This window comes from Ensifer sp. SL37 (genome assembly GCF_026672675.1).
GTDB lineage: Bacteria > Pseudomonadota > Alphaproteobacteria > Rhizobiales > Rhizobiaceae > Ensifer > Ensifer adhaerens.
On record NZ_JAPPRN010000007.1, the window covers coordinates 653,956 to 675,676 of the forward strand.

At 59.9% G+C, this 21,721-nt stretch carries 20 protein-coding genes; 12 read left to right on the forward strand and 8 right to left on the reverse strand.

Features of this window, described 5'->3' with window-relative positions:
* Positions 1-27: 27 nt before the first annotated feature.
* The gene (locus OVA00_RS40160) at positions 28-255 is read left to right on the forward strand and encodes an enoyl ACP reductase FabMG family protein (protein ID WP_442780588.1); all 228 of its coding nucleotides are present in this window, start codon (positions 28-30) and stop codon (positions 253-255) included.
* On the opposite strand, the gene OVA00_RS35345 is transcribed toward OVA00_RS40160, so the two are convergent.
* Positions 206-961, reverse strand: coding sequence for a hypothetical protein (locus tag OVA00_RS35345; RefSeq protein ID WP_060582062.1), 756 nt, complete (start codon positions 959-961; stop codon positions 206-208). The genes OVA00_RS40160 and OVA00_RS35345 overlap by 50 nt on opposite strands.
* Before the next feature lie 475 nt (positions 962-1,436).
* Between OVA00_RS35345 and OVA00_RS35350 the strand changes: the two genes are divergently transcribed.
* Complete coding sequence (locus tag OVA00_RS35350) at positions 1,437-3,191, forward strand: lysozyme (protein ID WP_268090731.1); 1,755 nt, start codon at positions 1,437-1,439, stop codon at positions 3,189-3,191.
* A gap of 65 nt (positions 3,192-3,256) precedes the next feature.
* On the forward strand, positions 3,257-4,447 hold the full coding sequence (locus tag OVA00_RS35355) for a DUF2235 domain-containing protein (RefSeq protein ID WP_192340557.1): 1,191 nt from the start codon (positions 3,257-3,259) through the stop codon (positions 4,445-4,447).
* A 441-nt stretch (positions 4,448-4,888) separates the two neighbouring features.
* On the opposite strand, the gene OVA00_RS35360 is transcribed toward OVA00_RS35355, so the two are convergent.
* From OVA00_RS35360 to OVA00_RS35380, 5 genes are all read right to left on the reverse strand, one after another.
* Positions 4,889-6,121: a substrate-binding periplasmic protein gene (locus OVA00_RS35360; RefSeq protein WP_268090732.1), complete on the reverse strand. Its 1,233-nt coding sequence runs from the start codon at positions 6,119-6,121 to the stop codon at positions 4,889-4,891.
* Between the two features lie 3 nt (positions 6,122-6,124).
* Positions 6,125-8,080, reverse strand: coding sequence for a hypothetical protein (locus OVA00_RS35365; RefSeq protein ID WP_268090733.1), 1,956 nt, complete (start codon positions 8,078-8,080; stop codon positions 6,125-6,127).
* An 878-nt stretch (positions 8,081-8,958) separates the two neighbouring features.
* Entirely contained in the window at positions 8,959-9,771 is an 813-nt protein-coding gene (gene aac(3), locus OVA00_RS35370) for an aminoglycoside 3-N-acetyltransferase (RefSeq protein WP_112986060.1), read from the reverse strand.
* A gap of 417 nt (positions 9,772-10,188) precedes the next feature.
* Positions 10,189-10,380: a hypothetical protein gene (locus tag OVA00_RS35375; protein ID WP_127890351.1), complete on the reverse strand. Its 192-nt coding sequence runs from the start codon at positions 10,378-10,380 to the stop codon at positions 10,189-10,191.
* A 20-nt stretch (positions 10,381-10,400) separates the two neighbouring features.
* Complete coding sequence (locus OVA00_RS35380) at positions 10,401-10,679, reverse strand: hypothetical protein (RefSeq protein ID WP_034799974.1); 279 nt, start codon at positions 10,677-10,679, stop codon at positions 10,401-10,403.
* A 272-nt stretch (positions 10,680-10,951) separates the two neighbouring features.
* On the opposite strand from OVA00_RS35380, the gene OVA00_RS35385 reads away from it, so the two are divergent.
* Positions 10,952-11,161: a dodecin gene (locus OVA00_RS35385; protein WP_268090735.1), complete on the forward strand. Its 210-nt coding sequence runs from the start codon at positions 10,952-10,954 to the stop codon at positions 11,159-11,161.
* A 312-nt stretch (positions 11,162-11,473) separates the two neighbouring features.
* Positions 11,474-11,923 (forward strand): lipocalin-like domain-containing protein, encoded by a 450-nt coding sequence (locus OVA00_RS35390; RefSeq protein ID WP_113294937.1) that lies wholly within the window; start codon positions 11,474-11,476, stop codon positions 11,921-11,923.
* 200 nt (positions 11,924-12,123) lie between these two features.
* On the opposite strand, the gene OVA00_RS35395 is transcribed toward OVA00_RS35390, so the two are convergent.
* On the reverse strand, positions 12,124-12,948 hold the full coding sequence (locus OVA00_RS35395) for an IclR family transcriptional regulator (protein ID WP_268090736.1): 825 nt from the start codon (positions 12,946-12,948) through the stop codon (positions 12,124-12,126).
* Between the two features lie 151 nt (positions 12,949-13,099).
* On the opposite strand from OVA00_RS35395, the gene OVA00_RS35400 reads away from it, so the two are divergent.
* From OVA00_RS35400 to OVA00_RS35430, 7 genes are all read left to right on the forward strand, one after another.
* Positions 13,100-13,870 (forward strand): enoyl-CoA hydratase/isomerase family protein, encoded by a 771-nt coding sequence (locus OVA00_RS35400; RefSeq protein WP_112986055.1) that lies wholly within the window; start codon positions 13,100-13,102, stop codon positions 13,868-13,870.
* Positions 13,871-13,927: 57 nt separating this feature from the next.
* Positions 13,928-15,004: a polyamine ABC transporter substrate-binding protein gene (locus OVA00_RS35405; protein WP_112986054.1), complete on the forward strand. Its 1,077-nt coding sequence runs from the start codon at positions 13,928-13,930 to the stop codon at positions 15,002-15,004.
* Positions 15,005-15,015: 11 nt separating this feature from the next.
* On the forward strand, positions 15,016-16,095 hold the full coding sequence (locus tag OVA00_RS35410; protein ID WP_112986053.1) for an ABC transporter ATP-binding protein: 1,080 nt from the start codon (positions 15,016-15,018) through the stop codon (positions 16,093-16,095).
* A complete protein-coding gene (locus OVA00_RS35415; RefSeq protein WP_192340549.1) occupies positions 16,092-17,858 on the forward strand; it encodes an ABC transporter permease subunit in 1,767 nt (588 codons plus the stop codon). The genes OVA00_RS35410 and OVA00_RS35415 overlap by 4 nt, the downstream gene beginning before the upstream one ends.
* 20 nt (positions 17,859-17,878) lie before the next feature.
* Positions 17,879-19,411, forward strand: a complete 1,533-nt coding sequence (locus tag OVA00_RS35420; protein ID WP_112986051.1) for an AMP-binding protein — start codon at positions 17,879-17,881, stop codon at positions 19,409-19,411.
* Positions 19,412-19,459: 48 nt separating this feature from the next.
* Positions 19,460-20,281 carry a pyrroline-5-carboxylate reductase gene (gene proC, locus OVA00_RS35425; protein ID WP_268090737.1) on the forward strand — a complete coding sequence of 274 codons (822 nt, stop codon included), beginning with the start codon at positions 19,460-19,462 and terminating at the stop codon, positions 20,279-20,281.
* A gap of 221 nt (positions 20,282-20,502) precedes the next feature.
* A complete protein-coding gene (locus OVA00_RS35430) occupies positions 20,503-20,676 on the forward strand; it encodes an FCD domain-containing protein (protein WP_268090739.1) in 174 nt (57 codons plus the stop codon).
* 43 nt (positions 20,677-20,719) lie between these two features.
* On the opposite strand, the gene OVA00_RS35435 is transcribed toward OVA00_RS35430, so the two are convergent.
* Complete coding sequence (locus OVA00_RS35435; RefSeq protein ID WP_268090740.1) at positions 20,720-21,721, reverse strand: Ldh family oxidoreductase; 1,002 nt, start codon at positions 21,719-21,721, stop codon at positions 20,720-20,722.

Genomic DNA, 21,721 nt, shown 5'->3' on the forward strand with positions numbered 1-21,721 from the left:
CCGCATTTTTAGGCATGCAAAACCTGTGTGCCGGGTCCGTCCGGATTGCCCGTTTTCCAGCTTCGACGACGTGATCCGGACCCTCACACGTTACGTCCGGGGCAGTCCGAGGTGACGATCGGAACGTCGAGCGAGATCACGGCGATGCACCGGGACGGCAGGACGCTGATCTCCGATCTTTTGAGCCGGCTGGTCGTAGGTGACTTCAAGGGGTCTTGGCGGTATCGGTCGTCAGTTGAACCAGAAGATACGTGACGATTGCATCCCGCTTGGCCAACCCCTTGGGGCGGCCCTCGGGGTCCAGGGCAACCAGCGTTTTGCGTGCCAGCTGATCCATTTTTGTGAGCGCTTCGGCGTTCGTCGCGTCGGCTGCGATCGCTTCCTTCGTAAAGCCTGGTAGCTCAAGAAGTTTGCCGGCGTCGGGCGCGTCGAGCGCCTCGCGGAATCGTGCCTGGGTCTCAGAACCGTTCTGGCCCGACAGGTAGCTGATCACCGCTCGGCCGTCGGCGGCCGCGGCGAATTTCCCATCCGGGTCCGTGACCACCAACGTCAATTCCGGATCAAAGCTCGACAGTGCCTGAAGGTAGAGGACGACGGCCGACGGGGCGTAGTAACCCGGGCGGCCAAGATGGAGGACAAGCGCTACCGGTCGCCCCGGCGTGAGGGTGCGCGTCAAGCCTTCGATCGCTGCGACGCCCTCCTTCTCAATCGATTGGAAATTTTCGACGACATCCGTAAGGGGCAATAGCTTGACTTCGGATTTAGCGGCCTCGCGAAACGTCAGTGCGACACCGCCCGCGGACAACTCGCTGATCGTCCCAGACGCGATGCCCCAGACCCCGAGCGGGAGCAGAAGCAGCGCGATGAAGGTGGTGCTCTCGCCAATCTTCAGATGTTTGAGGATCAGGGCAAGCAGCACAGCCAGTGGGATGCTTGCGATGGCATATACTATGGCGCTCATGGCTGCCCCCGCTCTAAAATCGAGCTATCGCGTATATCCTTAAACATTATAATCAGCCATTTTGGCTTTAACTGTTACATTTGGAACAGGTTCGTCACCAATCGTCATGTAAAGTATCGGAGGCTGGCTGAATAAACTCAGTCAAAGGCTATGTCCGATACTAAATGTCAGGGATTTTCGTCCGAAAATCCGACGGATATCCTTGTTTTATCGCCAAAGTGAACGTTTCTCGTTGAATTTTTAACGAGGTGGATCTTTTCCATAGTGTTGCACACGAAACCCGACGACCAACTGACGGCTCTGTCCCAATGTGAAGCAGAGCCCGACGGCGGTTGGACATGCCCTGGCGTTGGTCTGGGCGATTGGCAGGTCCCGCGTGGCGTGACCGTGCCAACTTGAACGCACAGTAAACCGACCATCAGCCGCGGCAGAACTAGCGGGCAACAGCGCGCTACAAAAACGATGGGAGGCTTCCGTGAAGACAAGTGTACGCGGCATATGCGCCATGCTCGCCGAAGAGGCAATCGTCCTATCAGCCTACAACGATGGCACAGGAACCATGACGGTCGGCGCCGGACATACGGCGGCGGCCGGTCCACCTGTTCCCCGCTCCGGCCTGACGATCACCCTGACGGAGGCGATCAACATCTTCCGCACCGATCTTGCCAAGTTCGAGGCGCAGGTCCAGGCAGCCGTCAGGACCCCACTGGCGCAGCATCAGTTCGATGCCCTTGTGTCGTGGCACTTCAATACGGGCGCGATATCGAAGGCAGGCTTGACGCAGAAGCTCAATGCCGGAGACGCTGTTGGCGCGGCCGCCGAATTTGCGCGCTGGAACAAGAGCAACGGCAAGGTGCTCGACGGCTTGGTCGCGCGTCGCGAGCGTGAAGCAGCCATGTTCGCAAAGGGAGAGTATGGCAGCCCGAAGATCCGCGTTCTGGAGAGCAGGGGCGGCCCGGACGAAATCTTCACCGCCGACCAGATCGAGACGCTCCTCGGGGGTGCCCCGAACTCGGAAGAAGAACAGACCACCGAAGAACTGCTGGCCAATCCGATCTCGCAGCTTCTCCCGCTCAACCGGCCCAAGCAATCCGCCGCGCTCACGAACACCGTGCTTCAGGAGTTTAGAAACCTCATCCCGGAAGAGGGGCGTGATGACGCTGTGACGTTGGTCGCCGTGCGCGGCTACTACCTCAACTCGATGGGCAAGGAGAGCGCAAACGATCGCGGCGTCTACGACGACGCGATCTTCATCGTCGAGCCGAGCGGTGTCCACAACTTCAACGCCAATACGGACCCCAGCCGTTTCGGTCGCGGTATCGCGCGGCTGAAGCCACGCCAGGCGATCCGGTACAGACCCGGTCTACACGGGTTTGGGCGCAAGAACGGACCCTATCCCGCCTTCCGGCAGGACAGCGACTGCACGGTCATTCGCGATGAAACCGGTGAGGATACGGATTCGCAGGATGGCCGCTTCTGGATCAATCTCCACCGCGGCGGCGTCACGTCCACCTCCAGCCTCGGTTGCCAGACGGTCCCACCGCATCAGTGGAACGAATTCAAGACCCTCGTAGACGGTCTGCTGAAGAAGCATGGACAGGAGACTTTTTACTACTTGCTCGTCGATCAGGACGATGTCCCACAGGAGGAAACGACCATGCCTGTTATCACGCAGCCGGCACCGGCTCCGGCGACGACCGAGGCGAACCCCGCACAATTGCTGCAACAGATCCTCGCGCTCGCTGCGATGTCGCGCGGACACAAGCCCGCGAACCAGGGCGAGATGACCTGGCTGGTCGATGTCTTGCGGGCACTTGTCACCCAACCGACGATCAATGGCGTTGTCCTGAATGGCGCGAAACCGGACCCGCTCGCATCGGTCAGCGACCCTGACCTGACGCCGGTCAACGGTGCGCTCGGAAAGACGCTCGGGAATGCGCTCGACGGCCGCAAGACCGCGATAGGTGCCATCGGCATGCTCGCCACGACCCTTCTGCCAATCTTCTTCCCGCAGCTGGCGCCGGTCACGGCGATCGCTGCACCCTTGATCGAGGGGGCGGCGAACGCGGGCGCCACAGCGGCGGCGACGCATGCTGGCGGAGGGCTCGGCAGCGAGCTTGTAACGGCCGCCTTCCCTGTCTTTGCCGCGATCAGCGGCTGGGGCGTGATGGGCAAGGTTGAAAAATGGGTCCGCGCCCTTCGGGGCGGGCTTGAAGCGCCGGCCGCGTGAGAACCGCGGCTGCTCACGCCAAGACAACAGGGAAACGCACATCAGGGCCATAAAGGAAAAAAGAGATGAAACGCTTGGTTGTTTGTTTCGACGGAACCTGGAACGACGCCGATAGTGCCCGTTCCGAAACGAATGTCGCGCTGATCGCACGCTCCATTCGCGCATGCCAGCAGGATACAGGTGGTATTCCGCAGTCGGTCCTCTACCTGCGCGGCGTGGGATCGTCCGGCCTGCAGATTCAACGCATCCTGGATGGCGCAATCGGCACCGGCGTCGATGAGAACATTCGCTCCGGATATATGTTCCTGGCCCAAAATTACGTTGCGGGCGACGAGATCTATCTCTTTGGCTTCTCGCGCGGGGCCTTTTCCGCCCGCAGCCTTGCAGGACTGGTCGCTTCATGCGGGCTTCTCAAGCGTCAACGGCTTGGGGATCTGCGCAACGCCTGGCACTACTACCGGAATTACGAGAAACGGTCGCCCGAGGATTTCGTGGAGAAGTATTCGACGGACGCGCATGTCGATGTTGAAATCACGATGTTGGGGGTCTGGGACACGGTCGGAGCGCTCGGGGTGCCCAGCCACATGTTCAGTGCCTTCAACCGAAGGGAATACGGCTTTCACAACACCACGGCATCTCGGATAACGCGTCACGCCTATCACGCAATGGCCATCGACGAGGCGAGGGACGAGTTCGTGCCGACGCTTTGGACCGGCGACGCCCCGGAAAAAGAGTCGGGCCGGACCGTTGAACAGGTCTGGTTCGCAGGCAGTCATGGCGACGTTGGCGGCGGCTATGTTGATCGTTCGCTGGCCGACATTCCGCTGGTCTGGATGGCCGAAAAAGCGCAGGCCTGCGGATTGGTCATCGACTGGGATATGTTGCCGAAAGAGCTCGACATATATGCTCCCCACCACGACTCGCGCGCAGGCTGGTCTTTCAAAGATCGGCTGACGCCGACTTTTCGGCAGATCTGCGAAAAGCCGTTCAAGGTGGACTACTACGAGACGCTCTACCGGCCGCGCGATGAAAGAGGCTTTCTGCGTACGATCAACGAGTCTCTCCATCAAAGCGTTATCGACCGCTATGGGCGGATGGCCCTCTTTTCTCCCAACGACGACCCGACGGCGCGCATGCAGCAGCTCTACAGACCACGAAATCTGGGCCCACTGTTCCCGACCCCGGTCTTGAGACGGCGCCCCTTGGTGCCGAACTCCGTCGGAACTGTGCAGCCAATCGGTCTTGGGGCCTCCTGAGTTCTATCGATCCAGTTCATGGGGGCTGAATGTGCCAGGCAAGACCGGAAGGTTTTGCCTGGTACTTTTTGATCAGGCTGATACTGAAGTCGAAAGGCAGTGACGATGATGGGCGAGAGCGAGGTATCGACGGGGTACCTGGAGAGTAGCCCGAATATTCGCGTTGTCGCGATCAAAATGCGGATGCCAATGCAGACCGGGAGCACGACGTCTGCATCCGGCGAAAATCCCAAGAAATTGTGTGCACCACCTGTCCATGGGAGGGTACGTTGCAAGAGTAGGAATGCCGGCGCAACCGGATGATGTCGCGACCTGATCTGCCGGCGACTCCACAGTTGGGCTGCGTTCTTACTCCGACTTTGGAGCGGGGGACTTATTGCGAACTAAAAACAACACCGTTGGACACCACCCACAATTTTCGTTAGCCCGTCCGTGATGACTTCACTCTTTTAGAACGTAGACTGCCGAACTGGTAAAAAGGCTCGCGCGGCGGACGCCCACTGGACAGCGGAAACACGCAAGCAGGGGATCTTTTATCTCCTTTGGTGCGTCGCCTCCCGCGGGGATACTGTTGATCCGGAACAGTGTGGCGAGATGTTGAGATTTCTGCGCCCCCGGAAAATGGCCCGTAAACAGCCGTTCGACAGTGCCATCCTCGAACATGCCGTAGAGCGCAAGAGTTACGCGCTCGGGAAAGTCTGTAAAGTGGTGCGACGACACTACCAGAGCATAAGGCTCATAGCTGCCAGTTGCGGCAGGAGTGAAATCTGCGCCGCAGCGGGTGTTGGCGTTTTCGCTATAACCGGCGAGGGCGGCCCTAATCATCTCAACGTCCCCATAATAGCGGGCTAAGCGCCCAGAGCAGAACTCTTTTGCTGCGTCTTCGTGCGAGGGCATTGACCGCGGGCATACAATCAAACCGTCCTTTGATTGGGCCTTGGCTTGTTGCTCGGCCGCCTCCTGGGATGTCGATCCTTCGACATATCCCCAGAATGCAAATGATTTCGTTTGTATGCCGTCACCCTGCGATGAACGGCTGAGAGTGAGGTCGAACTTGTATTTGAGCCACCCGAGAAAACCGCTCGAAGCGGGAGGCGGAGACCCGTTCGAATCTGCGGCTTTTGCCTTTGGCGATGGCCACCACTTCCACTCCTCTGGTTTCTCGCCTTTAACCTTGTCCATCCACCTGACAATTTCGTTGCAGGTTGGGTTGTCGGCGCCTTCTGGAAGGTCACCAGCTGCGTTTGGCGCAACGGTGCCCCGTCGTGGTTGGACGTAGGAGCCGTTTGCAACAAAGATGATCGGTGAGAATTGAAGATACGGTACGCCGCCGTTGTAGGCAAAGTTCCGCATTCGCCGGAGCGTGATTGTAGTCGGATCACACAGAAGGTCGAAGTCTCCCGTTCCCATGTTTAGAAACTCGGCCCGTTGTCTTGTGTTGACGGTCACCGCCTTGAGGCGGTAACCGGCGCGTTGGACCGCTTCTGTGCATATATCCCAGAATAAGCCGTTATATCCGTTTGTGTTTTTGTCCTGCCAAATAAAGGGTCGTGCGTCGTTGCGTACCCCGACCGTGGCTTCTTCGCTGCCGATGGTGTCAGCGCGGGCCGCATAGGTCAGAGCGTGCGCTGGAAGCAGGGCGGCGAACACGAGTTTTGTAAACAACGGGCGCATCGGCTACTCCGCGGGTGTTGGCTCTGGCGTTGCACCGCCGGACGTCTTCCGTTCAGTGTGCTGTTGGGTGCCGCTGTGCTGGTTGAGGAGTGCCGAAACAATGCAGAATACGACAAAGAAACCAATGAGAGCAGAAAAGACTATTGAGTAGTAGATTAGGCCCCTGTGCATGTCGGTGAGGCTCTGTGCGGACAGTGGCATCGCGGCCCACGCCGAGGAGTACCGGGTTATCCCCCCACACAAAGCCATCACAACGGCAGAACTAAATGCCCAGATTAGACTCGAAAGACAAGTTGGCCTTAGGGACAATGACCACGCACGCGCCGACCATGCATCGAGCAGAAACGCGACGATCAGGGCAAGCACGGTGCCTCGGAGAACTGTCGGCGCATTGTATTCGAACGAGAGTTGTAGGATCACCCAGAGGCTTTGGCCATCAGCATTCCAACCAGTGTCGAGCCCGGATTTCCAGAGCTGCAAGCCGATGACGAACAGCGTAGCTACGGCCCATGACGCGATAAGTACGAGCACAAGCTGCGGCAGCCATTTGGTCCAGTTCGTTTTGCGGATGTTTTGCCAACGGCGGGATTGCATAGCTGCATCACGAAGTCCTAGCGTGACGATGACCGGAATGCAGTAGTTGTTGAATGCATAAAAAATACAGCTCAGCGTGCGCGAATAGGTATTAGGTGGGATGTCCCACGCAAGCTCGTTTTCATATCGGCCGGGCAGCGTGCTCCAAAACAGGCTGATGAAGAACACGACGCCAAGTGTCCAGAGCGTAGCCATCGTCGTATAGGATCTTCGGTAGCTCGCGGTCGGGTGGGGATTAAGCAGCCCGCCGAGGAAGGTGTCGAGCTTCTTCTTTGCAACGAACTGCTGGTGTGCGGCGTCTCCGTCAGAAGAAGCAATTATGATGCCATGCTCAACATAGAGAGCGAGCAAGAAGCAGAAATCGTCGGCAAGATTGTCAGCGTCCAGAGCAAGTCGCTCCCAACTCGCGCGTTTGCGCTCGCCAAGGCTTGCATCGCCGGCACCGCTGCTTGCGGCGGCGATGCGCTTCGTTGCGGTTGAGCCGAAACCCGATCGGTCGTCGAGTTCGAAGATCAACTGATCGAGCCGTTTGCGTAGTTCCTCCTCGAGACGTTGGAAACGCTCCCGCACCGGGGCATTGGCGAGCTTGAGCTTTCGATCGAGAATCCAAGAGGAGACGGCGAAGATCAGTTCCAGATCGAACCGAAATTCCTCTCGGTCGTTCACCTGCTCCTTCGCAGCAGCTTGGTAGTGTTTCAAGCGATCCCAACTGCTAAGCGGAATTAGAAGATACTGCTTTACAGCGGTCGCCCCGGCAGCCGGTGTCGAGATCGCAACATCCTTTTCGCGCAGTTTAAGATCCCTTCGGCGTAGATCCTCGCTGGCGCCGATGACGTATGTGGGAATTCCGGCCAATCGATGTGCCGCTCCCCGCATCCAGTCCTCGAAGTTCGCGAGGAGCGGGAAGGTGGGGGCCAGGCCAACCATGATCAATGCTATGGCAAGCGACACGGATGCATCGATCCCGATATCGAAGTCGCGTTCCGCGGATGAGTCTACAACGCCTGACAGTGTCCACGGGATGGCAGCAGCGTCATTGTCCCGAGCGAAGCCAGCGACTACAGCCGCTGGCGCATCGGCCGAGGGCACAGGAAGCTTGCTCGCGCCGACTGTGAGGTCCGGCCCCCCGAGCAGTGGTAACAGTTCGGCGTAGGCGCAGAGGAAGAGGTAAATGAGCAGCAGTATAAGCGCGTAAAATGTATAGGCATGCAGAACGATGCGCCGCGCCCGAAGCTTGTCGGGTGACAGCAGGCTGACAAGACGCTCCATCTGCTGTCCACCTTCGTAGGTGACACGGTTGAAGCGTCCATAAGAATAAAACAGGACAATCGCCGCTCCGAAGAGCAGCGCGACAAGGTTCGGCATGGTGGTAAATCACAGTTTGGAGCAGTGCCTTAACGGCACTGCTGTACCGCCGGGTTGCATTGTGCAGCTGCCGTCGCAGGCACGAATGACGTCAGGGCAATGAGCACGAGCAATAGTTTCATCATGGCATCCTCCCTTGCAATTTTGCTTTTTGATGCAGGAAGCGATCAGTTAACAAGTCGCGTTGTCGAAAGGCATAAGTTGCAAGACAACCGAATGTTCAAGGAACTACTTTCCCGATTATATGATACCAAACGCGTCACGACGTGGATGTTACGTTCGTAACACCTGAAGTCTCTGGGCAGGTGTAATTTACATCGGTCTCTGTGCGTTCCGCGCCGTCGCAAGCGCGGTCACCAATCTCCGGATCTCCAGGCAACGCGCCGGCGAAAACCGGATGGATGGATCTCTAGCGCAGCCGCGGGCTGCCGCGGAATATCTCAGCAGCTCTACGGGCCGATGTCATGCCCTTTTGGGACGATAGGCGGCGCTTGAGCCGTCGCTGACATTCGATTGGTGTGCACGGTTGCTGGCGGCGACCCTGAGGCCAAAGCGGCGCACGAGATTGACGCCGACCGGATAGGACCAAGTCTTCCGTCCAAATGGGGCGGCCCGCATCGTTATGGACTGGGAGGCCTGCCACTGGCTGGCGCCAACTGGTACAAGACGGTCCTCATGGCACCATAAGGGACGCTCCACGGCGAGGTAGGGAATGGCTGCTGCACGGAAGAAGAACCTGACTTGCGCAATCGCGGATCGGGCGGGCAGTTCGCGCGAACCGGCTTTGTTCGCTTTCGCAGCCGCCGCCTGGTACACCCACTTTGCCGTCTGAGCGGCACCGCGACCACCGCCGTGTTCGTGGATCCGTTTCGCGGTGCCTACGCACCCTTGCCAAATCGGCTTTCGAGATATGCCACACCAAACGACACGATGTCCCGCGCGTCGAAGAGGTGGCAGAACGCATCTCCGACCGTCCCGCTCCGGTGCCGGCTAGTGGCAACGTAGGCATTCGCAATCGTTTCGACCGCGTCGGCCTGGCCCGCGACCGCAAAACAATCAAGGATGCCGTTGGTGTCAAAGTCTTCGGCGGTCTCCCATACCGTTTCACCATTCGGACCAAGAAGCGGCATCTCGTAAGTCACGCGCCGCTTGCCGGGGATGTCGGCGATGGCTTCCGCATAGTGGAGAGCGGTAACGGAGTTCAAAGGGGCGCCCAGCAAGAGCACTTTTCCCCTAAGTTCGACAAATCGTTGGATTGGCGAGCCATTTCCCAAAGCCTGGCCAAGCCGATGAGGCTCGATCAACGTCTCGGAAAGTGGCCCAACCGCAACCATGGATGCGTCGGGATGAGCGCTACGGCGTGCGCCGGGCGCTTCAACAAGAAACTGGTTGAGCAGGCCGAAACCCGGATAGGTGCGAGCGGTTGCGGGATCGAACGGCGGCCAAGTACGACGCGCTTCATCAGCCATCCGGACGCCATTCAAAGTTTCCTCGTAGGGTGAGCGGTCCCATGAGGCATAGCCCATAAGGGTGCCCGATGACCCAATCGCATCGAGAAGTGCGCCGACAATGGCCGTCGGCCCGCCCTTGACAGCACCAACGGCTTTCAAGGAGGCGTGCACCATCACAAGATCGCCCGTTCGAACGCCCAGTTGTCGAAGATCCGTCGTAATTTCAGTCCGGGTTTTCATCGAACCAGTTCAGATTTTCCGAGGTCTTGAAATCAGACCGCCAGGGCCAGCACGAGTACCCACGCTACCAGTGAGGGCGAAGGTCAAAGCCAGCATGCGTGTGCGGAGGCCGGCGGGCGACTTGCCAATTGTAGGGCATGAACTGTCTCCTCTCCGAGCAAACAATGCTTAATTGAGGCTGGATGCAGAGGCGTGTTCCATGCGATGTTTAAAGCGGACGCCCGACGAGCCGTAGCGAGCACCGTGGCCTAGAGGGCCTCGCTCGCGACTTTGGCCGCCATCGATACCAGGAGTGCTGCCAAAGCCACGGCTGTTCCAAACCTCGCGATCTTCATACGGCGTTCGCGACGGCCGTTCCAGTCATATCCCATCAGCGTCGCCTCCCGTTCCGCATTTGGTTTGGTCCGCCAAGGGCTTTCAATCGACCTTGCGCCCTGGCCGGCGTTCTTGAAGTAACTTGAGGTATCTGCGCCGGATGCAATCGATGGGTACATCGCCGGTGAACCGCAGCTTGAGCAGGACCTCGACCTCGGCATCACGCTCGATCGCCATGCCGCGCTCTGCCCATTTCGCAACGACACGATCGGCGATTTCCTTCCGCGTGGTCACGAACGTCCCTTTGCTTTGGGTCATTTTCGTTGCAGGGCGAGCGCGCCGGCCTCCCGGCAGACACCCCGCAGCGATGAAGACCGATCCGCAAGGCCTCCCAACGTCCCACTGATGTGATCGGCCTGTTGTCTGGTTAATCTGAACTGCAGCGCCGACACATCCGTGAGATTGGGGTCGACGCTGAATTCGATCCTCAAGAAAACGTCGCCCGTTTCATCGCCTTTTGCCGGCTCGGCTTTCCAGCCGACGATGGTCGAGGACCTGACATTGCCACGCCCGTCCGTACTCCAGTCGTTCATGTGCTTGCAAACCTCTCTCATTGCGAAAACCAACGACAGACAAGAAGCTCTAGACCGCACGCCAGGAAGAATGTCCGAAAGTGCGCGTATCAGAATTGATACATACCAGTGTTAAGCAATAGTTTTGATTTATGCATTTGGCATTTAAAAATTACAGGTCGCTAAAAGATTGATGCGACAATAGAGCCAGACACTTCCTTGCGCTGATTGTTAGCGCAAGGATTGCAGCTTGCCTGTAGGATGTCCTTTCTCAAAGCAAACGGGAGGTTGTTATGAGTGATCACGTCTATAAGAAGGTAGAGCTGGTCGGCAGTTCGAAGTCGTCTGTTACCGACGCTATCGAAACCGCGATCGCGCGTGCATCGAAGACCATGAGAAACCTGGAATGGTTCGAGGTCGACCAGATCAGGGGACGCATCAAGGATGGCGAAGTCGCGCACTACCAGGGGGTCATGAAGGTCGGGTTTCGTATTGACGACTGAACAGGCGGCGCCTGGGCGCCAGCTTGGATCGACTGGCGCTTGCAGCAACGATCGTTGCGCCACGCCGGTAAAACACGCGGCTCAGTCGATTGTGCAGGGTTAGTAAGGGCTACATTCTGCTCCAGCATAAAGCTCCGCGCATGGCAGGGGTGTGCCATGGAGCCCCTGCGGGCACGCTGCTGCAGAGCGAAAGAAGACGTGGTGGCCAGGACGCGGGACAACGATCGACTGCGCGGGATCATGGCGAGGTTCCGCCGAAGCCGGGGCCATATGGGCCGTCCAAATGCTCGCTCGAGAAAGGGAGGATAGGCAATGGAAAATACGCAAGGTGGGCCGCTTAGCCGCGATCTCCTTCTTGGAAGCTGGAGGATGACCTCGTGGGTTGCGAGAGACGTCGCGACTGGAGAGCGCAAGGATGCACTCGGTCAGAACCCTCAGGGCACGGTCGTCTACACACCGCAGCGCGTGACTTTTCTTATTCTCAAGAACAATCGCAAGCGGCCCGAGCGATTGCCGCCGTCAGACGAAGAGAAGATCGCTTTGTTTGAGACGATGTTTGCCTATTCGGGCACCTACACGGTTGAGTCGGATCGGGTCGTGCACCACGTCGATATGAGCTGGAATGAAGCATGGAGCGGCACAGAGCAGGTAAGGTTCTGCAAGGTCGACGAACATACGCTGACTTACACCTCGGCCCCAGCCCCAAGCCCATTCGACGGGCGTGAGGTCGTCCACGAAGTGACTTATGTCCGAGAAAAGTGACCAGCGAATGTGCCGCTACAAAATTCTGCCAGTAACTTGTAGCGGCCTCCGCAGGCGTCGATGTTGTGCGTGCATAACGAGGCTCCGGGCACGATGATCCTGGAAATCAAGCGGATCCTGCCGTTTCGCGCCACACCTAATAGAAATGTCAGCGGTCGGATACGAGGTGGCGCGCGTTGGCGCGGCACGGCTCTGGATTCCTATCTCCGCGCGCCACCGACGAGCGAGATCGAGCGCGCCGCAGCAGTTACCAGCGGGGCAAACCGTTCCTCAGTTTCCTCGGGCGTGTAGCGACTGCGCGAGACGGCAATGTTGATAGCGCCATAGGGTGTGCCCTTGGCATCGAGCACCGGTGCTGCGATCGACAGGTCCCCGTGGAAGTACTCTTCGAAGGCGGTGGCATAGCCCTTGGTCGCGGACACCTGCAACTTTGTCTTCAGGGCCTCGATCGCCCAGGTCGTGTGGGGCGTGAACGGGTAGAGATCCGACCTTTCGAGAATAGAATGCGCGACGTCTTCTGCCAAGCCCGAGAGAATGGCAATACCCGGCGCCGTGCAATAGGCCGGCAGCCGTGTGCCGGTGATGACGTCGTTGTTGAGTACGTGGCGGCTCATGAAGCGCGAAACGAAAACGATGTCTGTATCGTCGAGCACTGTGAGGTTGACCGTCTCCTCCGTCGCCTTGCTCAGGTGCAGGAGATAGGGCATGCCGCGTTCGACGAAACCGCTTGCGCGGGTGTAGTGATATCCGAAATCGAGCGCCTTCACCGTCAGTTCAAAGCGCTTGGTGTCGGGATTCTTGCCGAGATAACCGAGTTTGGAAAGCGTGTGGGTGAAACGCTGGGCGGCGCTCATGTCGAGCCCGGTCTCTTCGGCGATCTGTGAAAGACTGAGGTTCGGGCGACGGCCGTCAAAGGCTCGCAGAACCCTGAAGGCCTTCTCGACCGATTGCACGAGCAAGGGATCGCGATCTTCTCCCGGTGCTTCGTTTTCTTCTGTCGCAGACTTGCTCGCCTTGCGTGCCATGTATCCCCGATTCCCGCGGTTTCCCACATATCGATAACAGAATCGCCAAGCATCGGAAAAGCTGCTTGACAGCTAAAATAAACATAATCACACTATGACATAACAATTATCGCATTGCAATAGTTGTTTCATCGCAGCAACGGAGAAAATCATGGATCGCTTCATCCTGACAGAACGACGTGGCGAGGTCGGCGTGATCACGCTGAACCGCCCGGAAATCCTCAATGCCTGGCATAGCCAGATGCGCCAGCAGCTGGTTGCCGCCTTCAAGGCGTTCGAAGAAGACGAGGGGGTCCGTGCAATTATCCTCACCGGTGCCGGCGACCGTGCGTTCAGTGCAGGCCAGGATCTGAACGAGGCCCGCTCGTTTGATGGCGCCCGCGGCCAGGAATGGGTCGGTGAATGGGAACGGCTCTATGACGCGATGCGTTCGCTGTCGAAGCCGCTGATTGCTGCGCTCAACGGCGTTGCCGCCGGCTCGGCATTCCAGGTGGCGCTTTTGTGCGACTTCCGCGTCGCCCATCCTGGCGTGCGCATGGGGCAGCCTGAAATCAATTCGGGCATCGCCAGCACCACGGGCCCTTGGATGATGCGCGAAATGATCGGCCTCTCCCGCACCATCGACTTGACGTTGAGCGGTCGTCTCATGGACGCAGACGAATGCAAGGATATCGGCATCATCAACCGCATCGTTCCGCAGGGACGCGTGATGGAGGAAGCCCTCTCGCTGGCGCAGGAACTCGGCGCCAAGCCGCCCGTCGCCATGCGGCTTGACAAACAGCGCTTCAGAGAGATGACAGAGGCTGGTTTCCGCGACTGCCTCGAAGCCGGCGCGCGCATACAGCGCGAAGCCTATGCCTCCGGCGAGCCGGCGCGGATGATGGAGCAGTTCCTCGCACGGCGTGCAGCCAGCAAAGCCTGACAAAGGCCATGCCGCTCATGGAGGCGGCGAACAATCCAAAACAAGAGGGTAGAACAAATGACCAACGACAAACGCATGATGATTGATCGTCGCACCTTGCTGAAAATCGGCGGAGGCTTGGGCGTCACCCTGGCCGCGCCTGCCGTCTTCACACGATCGGCATTCGCAGCCGAGCAATTGACCGTCGCCGATCCCGGCGGTCCCTATAGCCCAGGATACCGAAAGGCGTTCTATGACCCCTTTGAACAGGCAACAGGCATCAAGGTCATCAATGTTGCACGTGATGCCGAGCCGACCGCGCAGTTCAGGGCGATGGTCGAGACGCAATCCTATAGCTGGGACGTCTGCACGCTGACGCTGTCGGCCCGTGATATCCTGGAGAAGCGCGACCTGCTGGAGCCGATCAATCTGGCGGCGGCCGACGTACCCGGCCTGATGCCCGACGCTCTCACCGAACTGTGGCTCGGCGTGGACGTCTATTCCACCATCATGGCTTATCGCACCGACCGTTTTGACCCTGCCAATGGTCCGGGATCCTGGGCCGATTTCTGGAACATCGAAAAGTTCCCGGGACGTCGCGCGCTGCGCAAGAACCCGATCGACACCCTGGAGCAGGCGCTGCTCGCCGATGGCGTGCCCCTGGCCGAGCTCTACCCGCTCGACATCGAGCGCGCCTATGCAAGCCTCGAGAAGATCAAGCCGCATGTCGCCGTCTGGTGGACCGGTGGGGCGCAGTCGAGCCAGCTGATCCAGAGCGGTGAAGTCGACCTGATCGCGCTATGGAACGCTCGCGCCCAGGCGGTCATCGATGGCGGCGCCCCGGTCAAGATCGGGTGGAACCAGGGCCTTTACTCGATTGAGGGATGGGGCATTCCCAAGGGATCGCCGCGGGCCGATATCGCCCGTCAGTTCGTCAAGTTCTGCGCGGACGCGAAGCAGCAGGCGCTGTTTACGGAATTCCTTGCCTACGGTCCGACGAACCTGAAGGCCTATGAGCATATCCCGGCGGAACGTGCGGCAGCCCTGCCGACCTCCGAGGCTAACCTCAAGGTCATGACTATTGCCCGCGAAGACTGGTGGAGCGCCAATCGCTCGGAAATGACCGAGCGCTTCAACGCCTGGATCCTGGGTTAAGGGGAAAACCAATGCTCGCGAAGCCCGAACAAGCCACTCGCCCAAAACTCCTTGTCGATGGATTGGCAAAGAGCTACGGCGTCGCCATCGCTCTTAAGCCCACTCATGTCGCGGTCAAGACCGGCGAGTTCCTGACGCTTCTCGGGCCTTCGGGCTCAGGCAAGACCACCCTGCTGCAGATGATCAGCGGGTTGGTCACGCCGACAGAGGGCCGTCTGTTCATCGACGGCGGCGACGAGACGAACACCCCGGTGCACAAGCGCGACATCGGCCTGGTCTTTCAACACTACGCATTGTTTCCCCATCTGACAGTCGCAGAAAACATCGGCTTTCCCCTGAAGATGCGAGGCAAGACCTCGGCCGAGATCGACCGCCAGGTCAACGGAGCCCTGGACATGGTTCAGCTCGGCCATCTGTCGGGGCGGTTCCCGCGCGAACTCTCGGGCGGTCAGCAGCAGCGCGTCGCGCTCGCGCGCTGCTTCGTCTACCAGCCGTCGATCATTTTGATGGACGAGCCTCTGGGGGCACTCGACAAGAAGTTGCGTGAGCATATGCAGTTTGAAATCAAGCAGCTGCATCGGCAGACGGGCGCAACGATCATCTATGTCACCCACGACCAGGAGGAGGCGCTGGCGCTTTCCGACCGCATCTGCCTGATGAACCACGCGATGGTCGAGCAGATCGGTCCACCGCAGGAAATCTACTCCCGGCCACGAACCGCCTTTGCCGCCGATTTCATTGGCATCTCCAATATTTTTCGCGGCCGCGTTGAGCTCGGATCGAGTGGTGCCGCCCATCTGGCCACGGCGAGCGGCCGCTTCGGGATCGATGGCGCAGGCGTGTCGAACAATGCAGAGATGGCGCTCGTGGTGCGTCCCGAGCATCTCGAAATCGGATCGAGCGGGGCGAACGAGATCACTGGTCGGGTGGTCGAGCTGGTCTATGCCGGTTCAGAAACCCGCCTGCTCGTTGATATCGCGGCGGAGCAATTCGTGACAGTTCGTGTCCTTCCCGGCAAGCCATTGCCGAGTCTTGGCGAAAACATCACGCTGAGCTGGGCGCCGGAATCCGCCGTTCTGGTGATGCCATGACCGCGACCACCGTTTCTACAACAGGCGCTGCGCGCGCCAGCCGTTTCCGCTTTGGGCCGCTCTGGCTTGCCGCACCGGGTATCGCGTTTCTTTTGATCTTCTTCCTCGTTCCGGTCGCAAGGCTGATGGGTTTGAGCGTCGAGGATGCCGACACTGGCGTGTTGACCGCGGGCCACTATGCGCGCATCTTCCAGACCGACGTGTATTTTCGCGTGCTTCTGATCACCTTCCGCATCGCCGGCCTCACGACGCTCTTCTCGCTGCTATTGGGATATCCCCTGGCCTATTGGCTGTCGCGGCTACCGGACCGGACGCGCGGAATGATGATACTGCTCGTCATGGTTCCGTTTTGGACGAGTTATCTCGTCAAGAGCTTTGCCTGGGTAATCGTGCTCGGACGCACCGGGGTCATTAACCAGATCGGACTTGGAACCGGCCTCCTCAGCCAACCGCTCGAACTGCTGCACAATGAACTCGGCGTGATGATCGGTATGGTTCATGCGATGGTTCCGCTTGCGGTTCTGACCATGCTGCCCGTGATGACCGGCGTTGATCGCCGATTGACGCAGGCATCGGGGACGTTGGGTGCGACGCCCGCTAAGGGGTTCTGGCTCATCTATTTCCCGCTTTCGCTGCCTGGCGCTGCAGCCGCTGGCCTGCTTACGTTTATCTCCTCGCTTGGCTTCTTCATTGTCCCGGCGCTCCTCGGCGGCCGTCAGCAGACGATGCTGGCTCAGCTGATCATTGTCCAGGTGCAGGAGATCTTGAACTGGGCCTTTGCCGGGGCACTGGCTGCCATGATGCTGGCTGCAGCACTGGTCACGTGTTGGCTTTACGACCGGGTGTTTGGCCTTTCGAGCCTGTCTGGCGAACCTTCTGACGGCAAGGCCGGCCGCAAGGGCATATTGCGTGCGCTCGGTCTGGCTGTCCTCGATCGGTTTGCAGGTATCAGCAGCGCCCTCGCGAATGGCAGCCATCGGCTGCTCGGGGCTGCGGTTTCGAGCCGGATGCTCGGGCTCTATAGCCTGCTGATGTTCGCCTTCCTGATGCTTCCGACGCTTGTCGTGCTGCCGATCGCCTTTACCAGCTCGCAGTTCCTCGAGTTCCCGCCACCGGGTTATGGGATGGAATGGTTCAGGACTTACTTCACTTCCGATCTCTGGGTGGCGGCCACCGTCCGCTCGTTCGGCGTCGCCTTCGCAACAGCCATAGTTGCTACGGTGATCGGCGGTTTTGCGGCGTTGGCGCTTGCCCGTTCGCGCTCGCGCTGGCGCGGCATCATCTTCGCCTTCTTCCTGGCGCCGATGATCGTGCCTCGCATCGTGATTGCCGTCGGCCTGTTTTATCTCTTTGCCCAGATAGGCCTGGTCGCGACTGATATAGGCCTGGTGATCGGGCACACGGTGCTGGCATTGCCCTTTGCCTTCGTCGCCATCGCCGCGGTGCTGAAAAGTTATGACTGGCGGCTCGACCAGGCAGCCGCGACGCTCGGGGCAAACCGCGTCCAGGCCCTGCGCTTCGTCACCGTACCGCAAATCAAAAGCGGCCTGACGGCAGCGTTCCTGTTCGCCTTCATCACCTCGTTCGACGAACTGACCGTGGCAATCTTCGTCAGCGGCGGCGTCAAGACGACCCTGCCGAAACAGATGTGGGACGACATGATCCTTCAGCTGAACCCGACGCTCGCGGCAGTTTCGGTCGTCGTTTTCGTCGTTGTGACATCACTTCTCCTGGCGGCGGAAAAACTCCGCCGCTCCTCCTGAACCTATATTCGAGATCTCCCATGACTGTTTCTCTCGAAGGCTTCCTCGGAAGCTTCATGATGAAGGCTGCCCGCAAACCGGAACAGGTTTTCGCCCGTTTCAACGGCGAGCCGATCACCTTTGGCGCGCTTGATGCAATGTCGGCAGCGCTTGCAGCCGCGCTTCGCCAGCGTGGCCTGAAACCCGGCGATCGCGCCGCGGTGATGATGCGCAACTCGCGCCTGTCGCTTGCCGTCCTCTTCGGCCTTACCAAGGCCGGCGTCATCTGGGTTCCGGTCAACGCCCAGCTGCGCGGCGAGGGCCTGCGCTATATCCTGGAACATTGTGAGCCAGGCGTCTTCATCTGTGACGCCGAACTTGCCGAAACCATCGCTGAGAGCGGTGCCGCTCTGCCTGAGGCGGGGATTATTCTCGCGGGTGAACCGACGGGCGCGGCATCGCTTGAAACGATCTTGACTTCAGGGGTGGCCTTCAACGAGGCGCCGCCTGTCGCCGATGATCTTTTTGCGATCATGTATACCTCCGGCACCACTGGGCGACCCAAGGGCGTGCTGGTGACCCACGGTATGATCCGGCTTGCCGGCGAAGCGGTGCGTACGCTCTCGGTAGCCGGTCCAGGCGACGTCTTCTTTGTCTGGGAACCGCTCTATCACATCGGCGGCGCGCAGTTGATCGTTCTGCCGATCATCGAGGACCTGTCGCTTGCCATGGTGGATCGGTTCAGCGCCAGCCGCTTCTGGGATCAGGTGAGAACCTACGGTGCCACCCATATCCACTACCTCGGCGGGATCCTGCAGATCCTTCTAAAACAGCCCGAAAGTAAAGGTGATCGCGAGCATCCCGTGCGGATCGCATGGGGCGGCGGCTGCCCGAAGGAAGTGTGGCCGCTCTTCAAGGAGCGTTTTGGTGTAGAGATGCGCGAGTGCTACGGCATGACGGAAGCCTCCAGCATCACCACCTGCAACGCAGCCGGTGTCGTCGGTGCCGTCGGTCAGCCGATGCCGTGGTTCTCGGTCGATATCCTGGATGAGAAGGGTGAGTCGGTGCCGACGGGCGACAAGGGCGAGATCGTCGTGCGCACTTCGCTGGAGGGCGCGCTGTTCAAAGGCTACCTGCGCAATCCCGAAGCGACCGAAAAGGCCCTTCGGGGCGGCGCCCTGCACACTGGCGATTCCGGCTCGTTCGATGCCGACGGTAATCTCTGGTTCCACGGGCGGCTCACCGACAGTGTCCGCTGCAAGGGCGAAAATGTTTCCGCCTGGGAGGTGGAACACGTCGCCGCCGCCTATCCGGCGGTCGAAGATTGCGCAATGATCGGTGTTGCCGCCGATGTCGGCGAGCAGGACATCAAGCTTTTCGTCAAGCCCAAGCCCGGCAGCGCGATCGATCCGATCGACCTTTCGGGGTGGCTCGCCCATCGGCTCGCGCCTTACCAGAACCCGCGCTACATCGCCGTCGTCGACGAGTTCGAACGCACGCCGAGCCAGCGGATCATGAAGCATCGGCTGTCTGTCGCACTCGACGATTCTTGGGACCGGCTGGCGCAGAAATAGGGCTGGGGTGCTTTGGGTCGACTGCGGCGCATGAAGGGAAGCGACGGTATGGGTCAGTCTGGCGAAATCGTGCTGGTTGGTTGCGGCAACATGGGTTTTGCGCTGCTTGAAGGCTGGGTGGCCCGGTTTGGCATTGCCGCTGACCGAATTCATGTGGTCGAGCCGGTGGAGGCCCTCCGCCGGCGCGCAACGGCAGCGGGCGCTGCGGCCTACGCGGATGCGTCCGACCTGCCGCAGGCACTGCAGCCGCGCGCCGTCATTGTCGCCGTCAAGCCGCAGGTCATCGGCTCGATGCTTGCGACATACCGGCGGTTTAGCGCAACCGCCGCCTTTGTCAGCATCGCCGCCGGCGTGCCGATCGCGACCTTCGAGGCGACGCTTGGTGCGGTGCCGATCGTGCGCGCCATGCCCAACATGCCGGCGTCGATCGGCATGGGAGTTATTGCCGCTTTTGCCAACGCGCACACCGGTAACGTTCAGATGGCCTATGTGAGTGATCTTCTGGCAGCTGTCGGAAACGTCCATTGGCTGCCGGAAGAACAGCTCATCAATGCCGCGACTGCAATATCGGGGTCGGGGCCGGCCTACCTCTTCCATTTCATCGAGTGCTTGACCGAGGCAGGTGTCGCTGTCGGTCTGCCGGTAGAGACTGCGCATGCGTTGGCAAAGCAGACGGTTGACGGTGCTTCAACTCTCGCCAGCGCCAGCGTCTTTTCTCCCACGGAGCTCCGCCAGCAAGTAACCAGCCCGAACGGCACGACTGCTGCGGCACTTGAGGTCCTCATGGCCGAGCCGAGTTTGGCGGCTTTGGTGAGGGGGGCAGCCGCGGCCGCGCATCACCGGGCTCTCGAGCTTGCTGTTGTCGGTTGAGCGGTAATGCCTGTGCGAGACAATGACGGACCGGTGCGCCTCGTTCATTCGCTCAAGGATAGCGATGTCGCCCTCGCTAGAGCGTTGGCGCTTCGAGCGCCGTTGCCGAGTTGACTATCGATGTTGTGAGGCCCAAGCACCGATGAATTCTGCGGTAGCCTGCGTCATGACCGAACACGGCTGTCCATGGCTCAAACAGGTTGCCGTTCGGATATGGCATCATGTTGGTAGAGCTGCACGAGGCGTCGCGCCAGCACGACGAAATCATCGATGCAATAGCGAACCACGATCCTGACCGGGCGGAGGCGTTGATCCGCGCACACCTCGATCTATCACGCAAGAACATGGCGATGTATGCCGCCCCGGAAGGGATGGCGATTTCTCTTGGTGTGTAACGTATCCGGGCCTCCGGTGTTCTTACGTTAGCCCGCCGGACGATTAATGGTCATTCGACGCGAAACGATCGATGGCGTCGAAGACAGCGCGGGACATGCGCAATGGTTGCTCCGGCGAGCCAGGTGGCCTGCCGCTGACGCCCGGGACGTGAATGCCGAGCTTCTCCAGCCGCCGGATTTGGTCGTGTGCGCGGGCGATGTGGCCGCTCCCTTCCGGGCCCGGCATCATCGCAAACACCGTCAGCCCGACAGCGGGAGAGGTTTCACCCGTTCTGAAGCTTGGCGTGTCCAGAGACCAGGAACCGCCGGAAAGACCGGCCGACAGCATTTCGACGAGGAGCGCGACGTTCGCACCCTTGCGGCCACCGAAGGGTAGCAGCGCGCCTAAGAGTGCCTTTTCGGCGTCCCGGGTATCGGCGCCTTCGTTGTCGACCGCCCATCCTTCCGGGATTTCTCGCCCCTCGGCGGCGGCGGCGGCAATGTTGACGTAGGCAGTCGCGCTTGACGATTGGTCGACGATGAGTGGCGGCGCGTTGGCGCCGAGCGGAAATCCGAAGGCGATGGGGTTCGTGCTGTAGACAGCCGGTCCTCCTGCCTTCGCTACGACCATGGCATTCGCGTTGGTCGCCGCAAGACCGCCCAGGCCTTCCAGCGCGAGCCTGCGCACGTAGTAGCCGAGCTCGCCCGTTGTATAGCTGTTCTTTTGGGTGAAGAGCGCGATCCCGAAGTTGCGGGCAGCATCCACGAAATCGCGGAAGGCAAGGTCGAAACCAAGCTGCGCGATGCCTCGGTCGGCATCGCAGGTGATGTGAGCGGGGAAGGGGCGCGTGGCGGCCGGCGTGGGATCGCAATTGATGCGCCCCTCGCGAAAACTGTTCAGATAATCGACGAGGTGCGGAAACCCGACCGCGCTCGGGCCGAAGCGGGCTGCCGACACTGTTGCGTCCACGAGCGATCGGGCGCTCGCCGGATTGGCGCCGGCACCAAGGCAAGCTCTCATCGCCAGATCTTCTGCTTGCCTCTGGTTGAGTTCGACCTCTTCCAT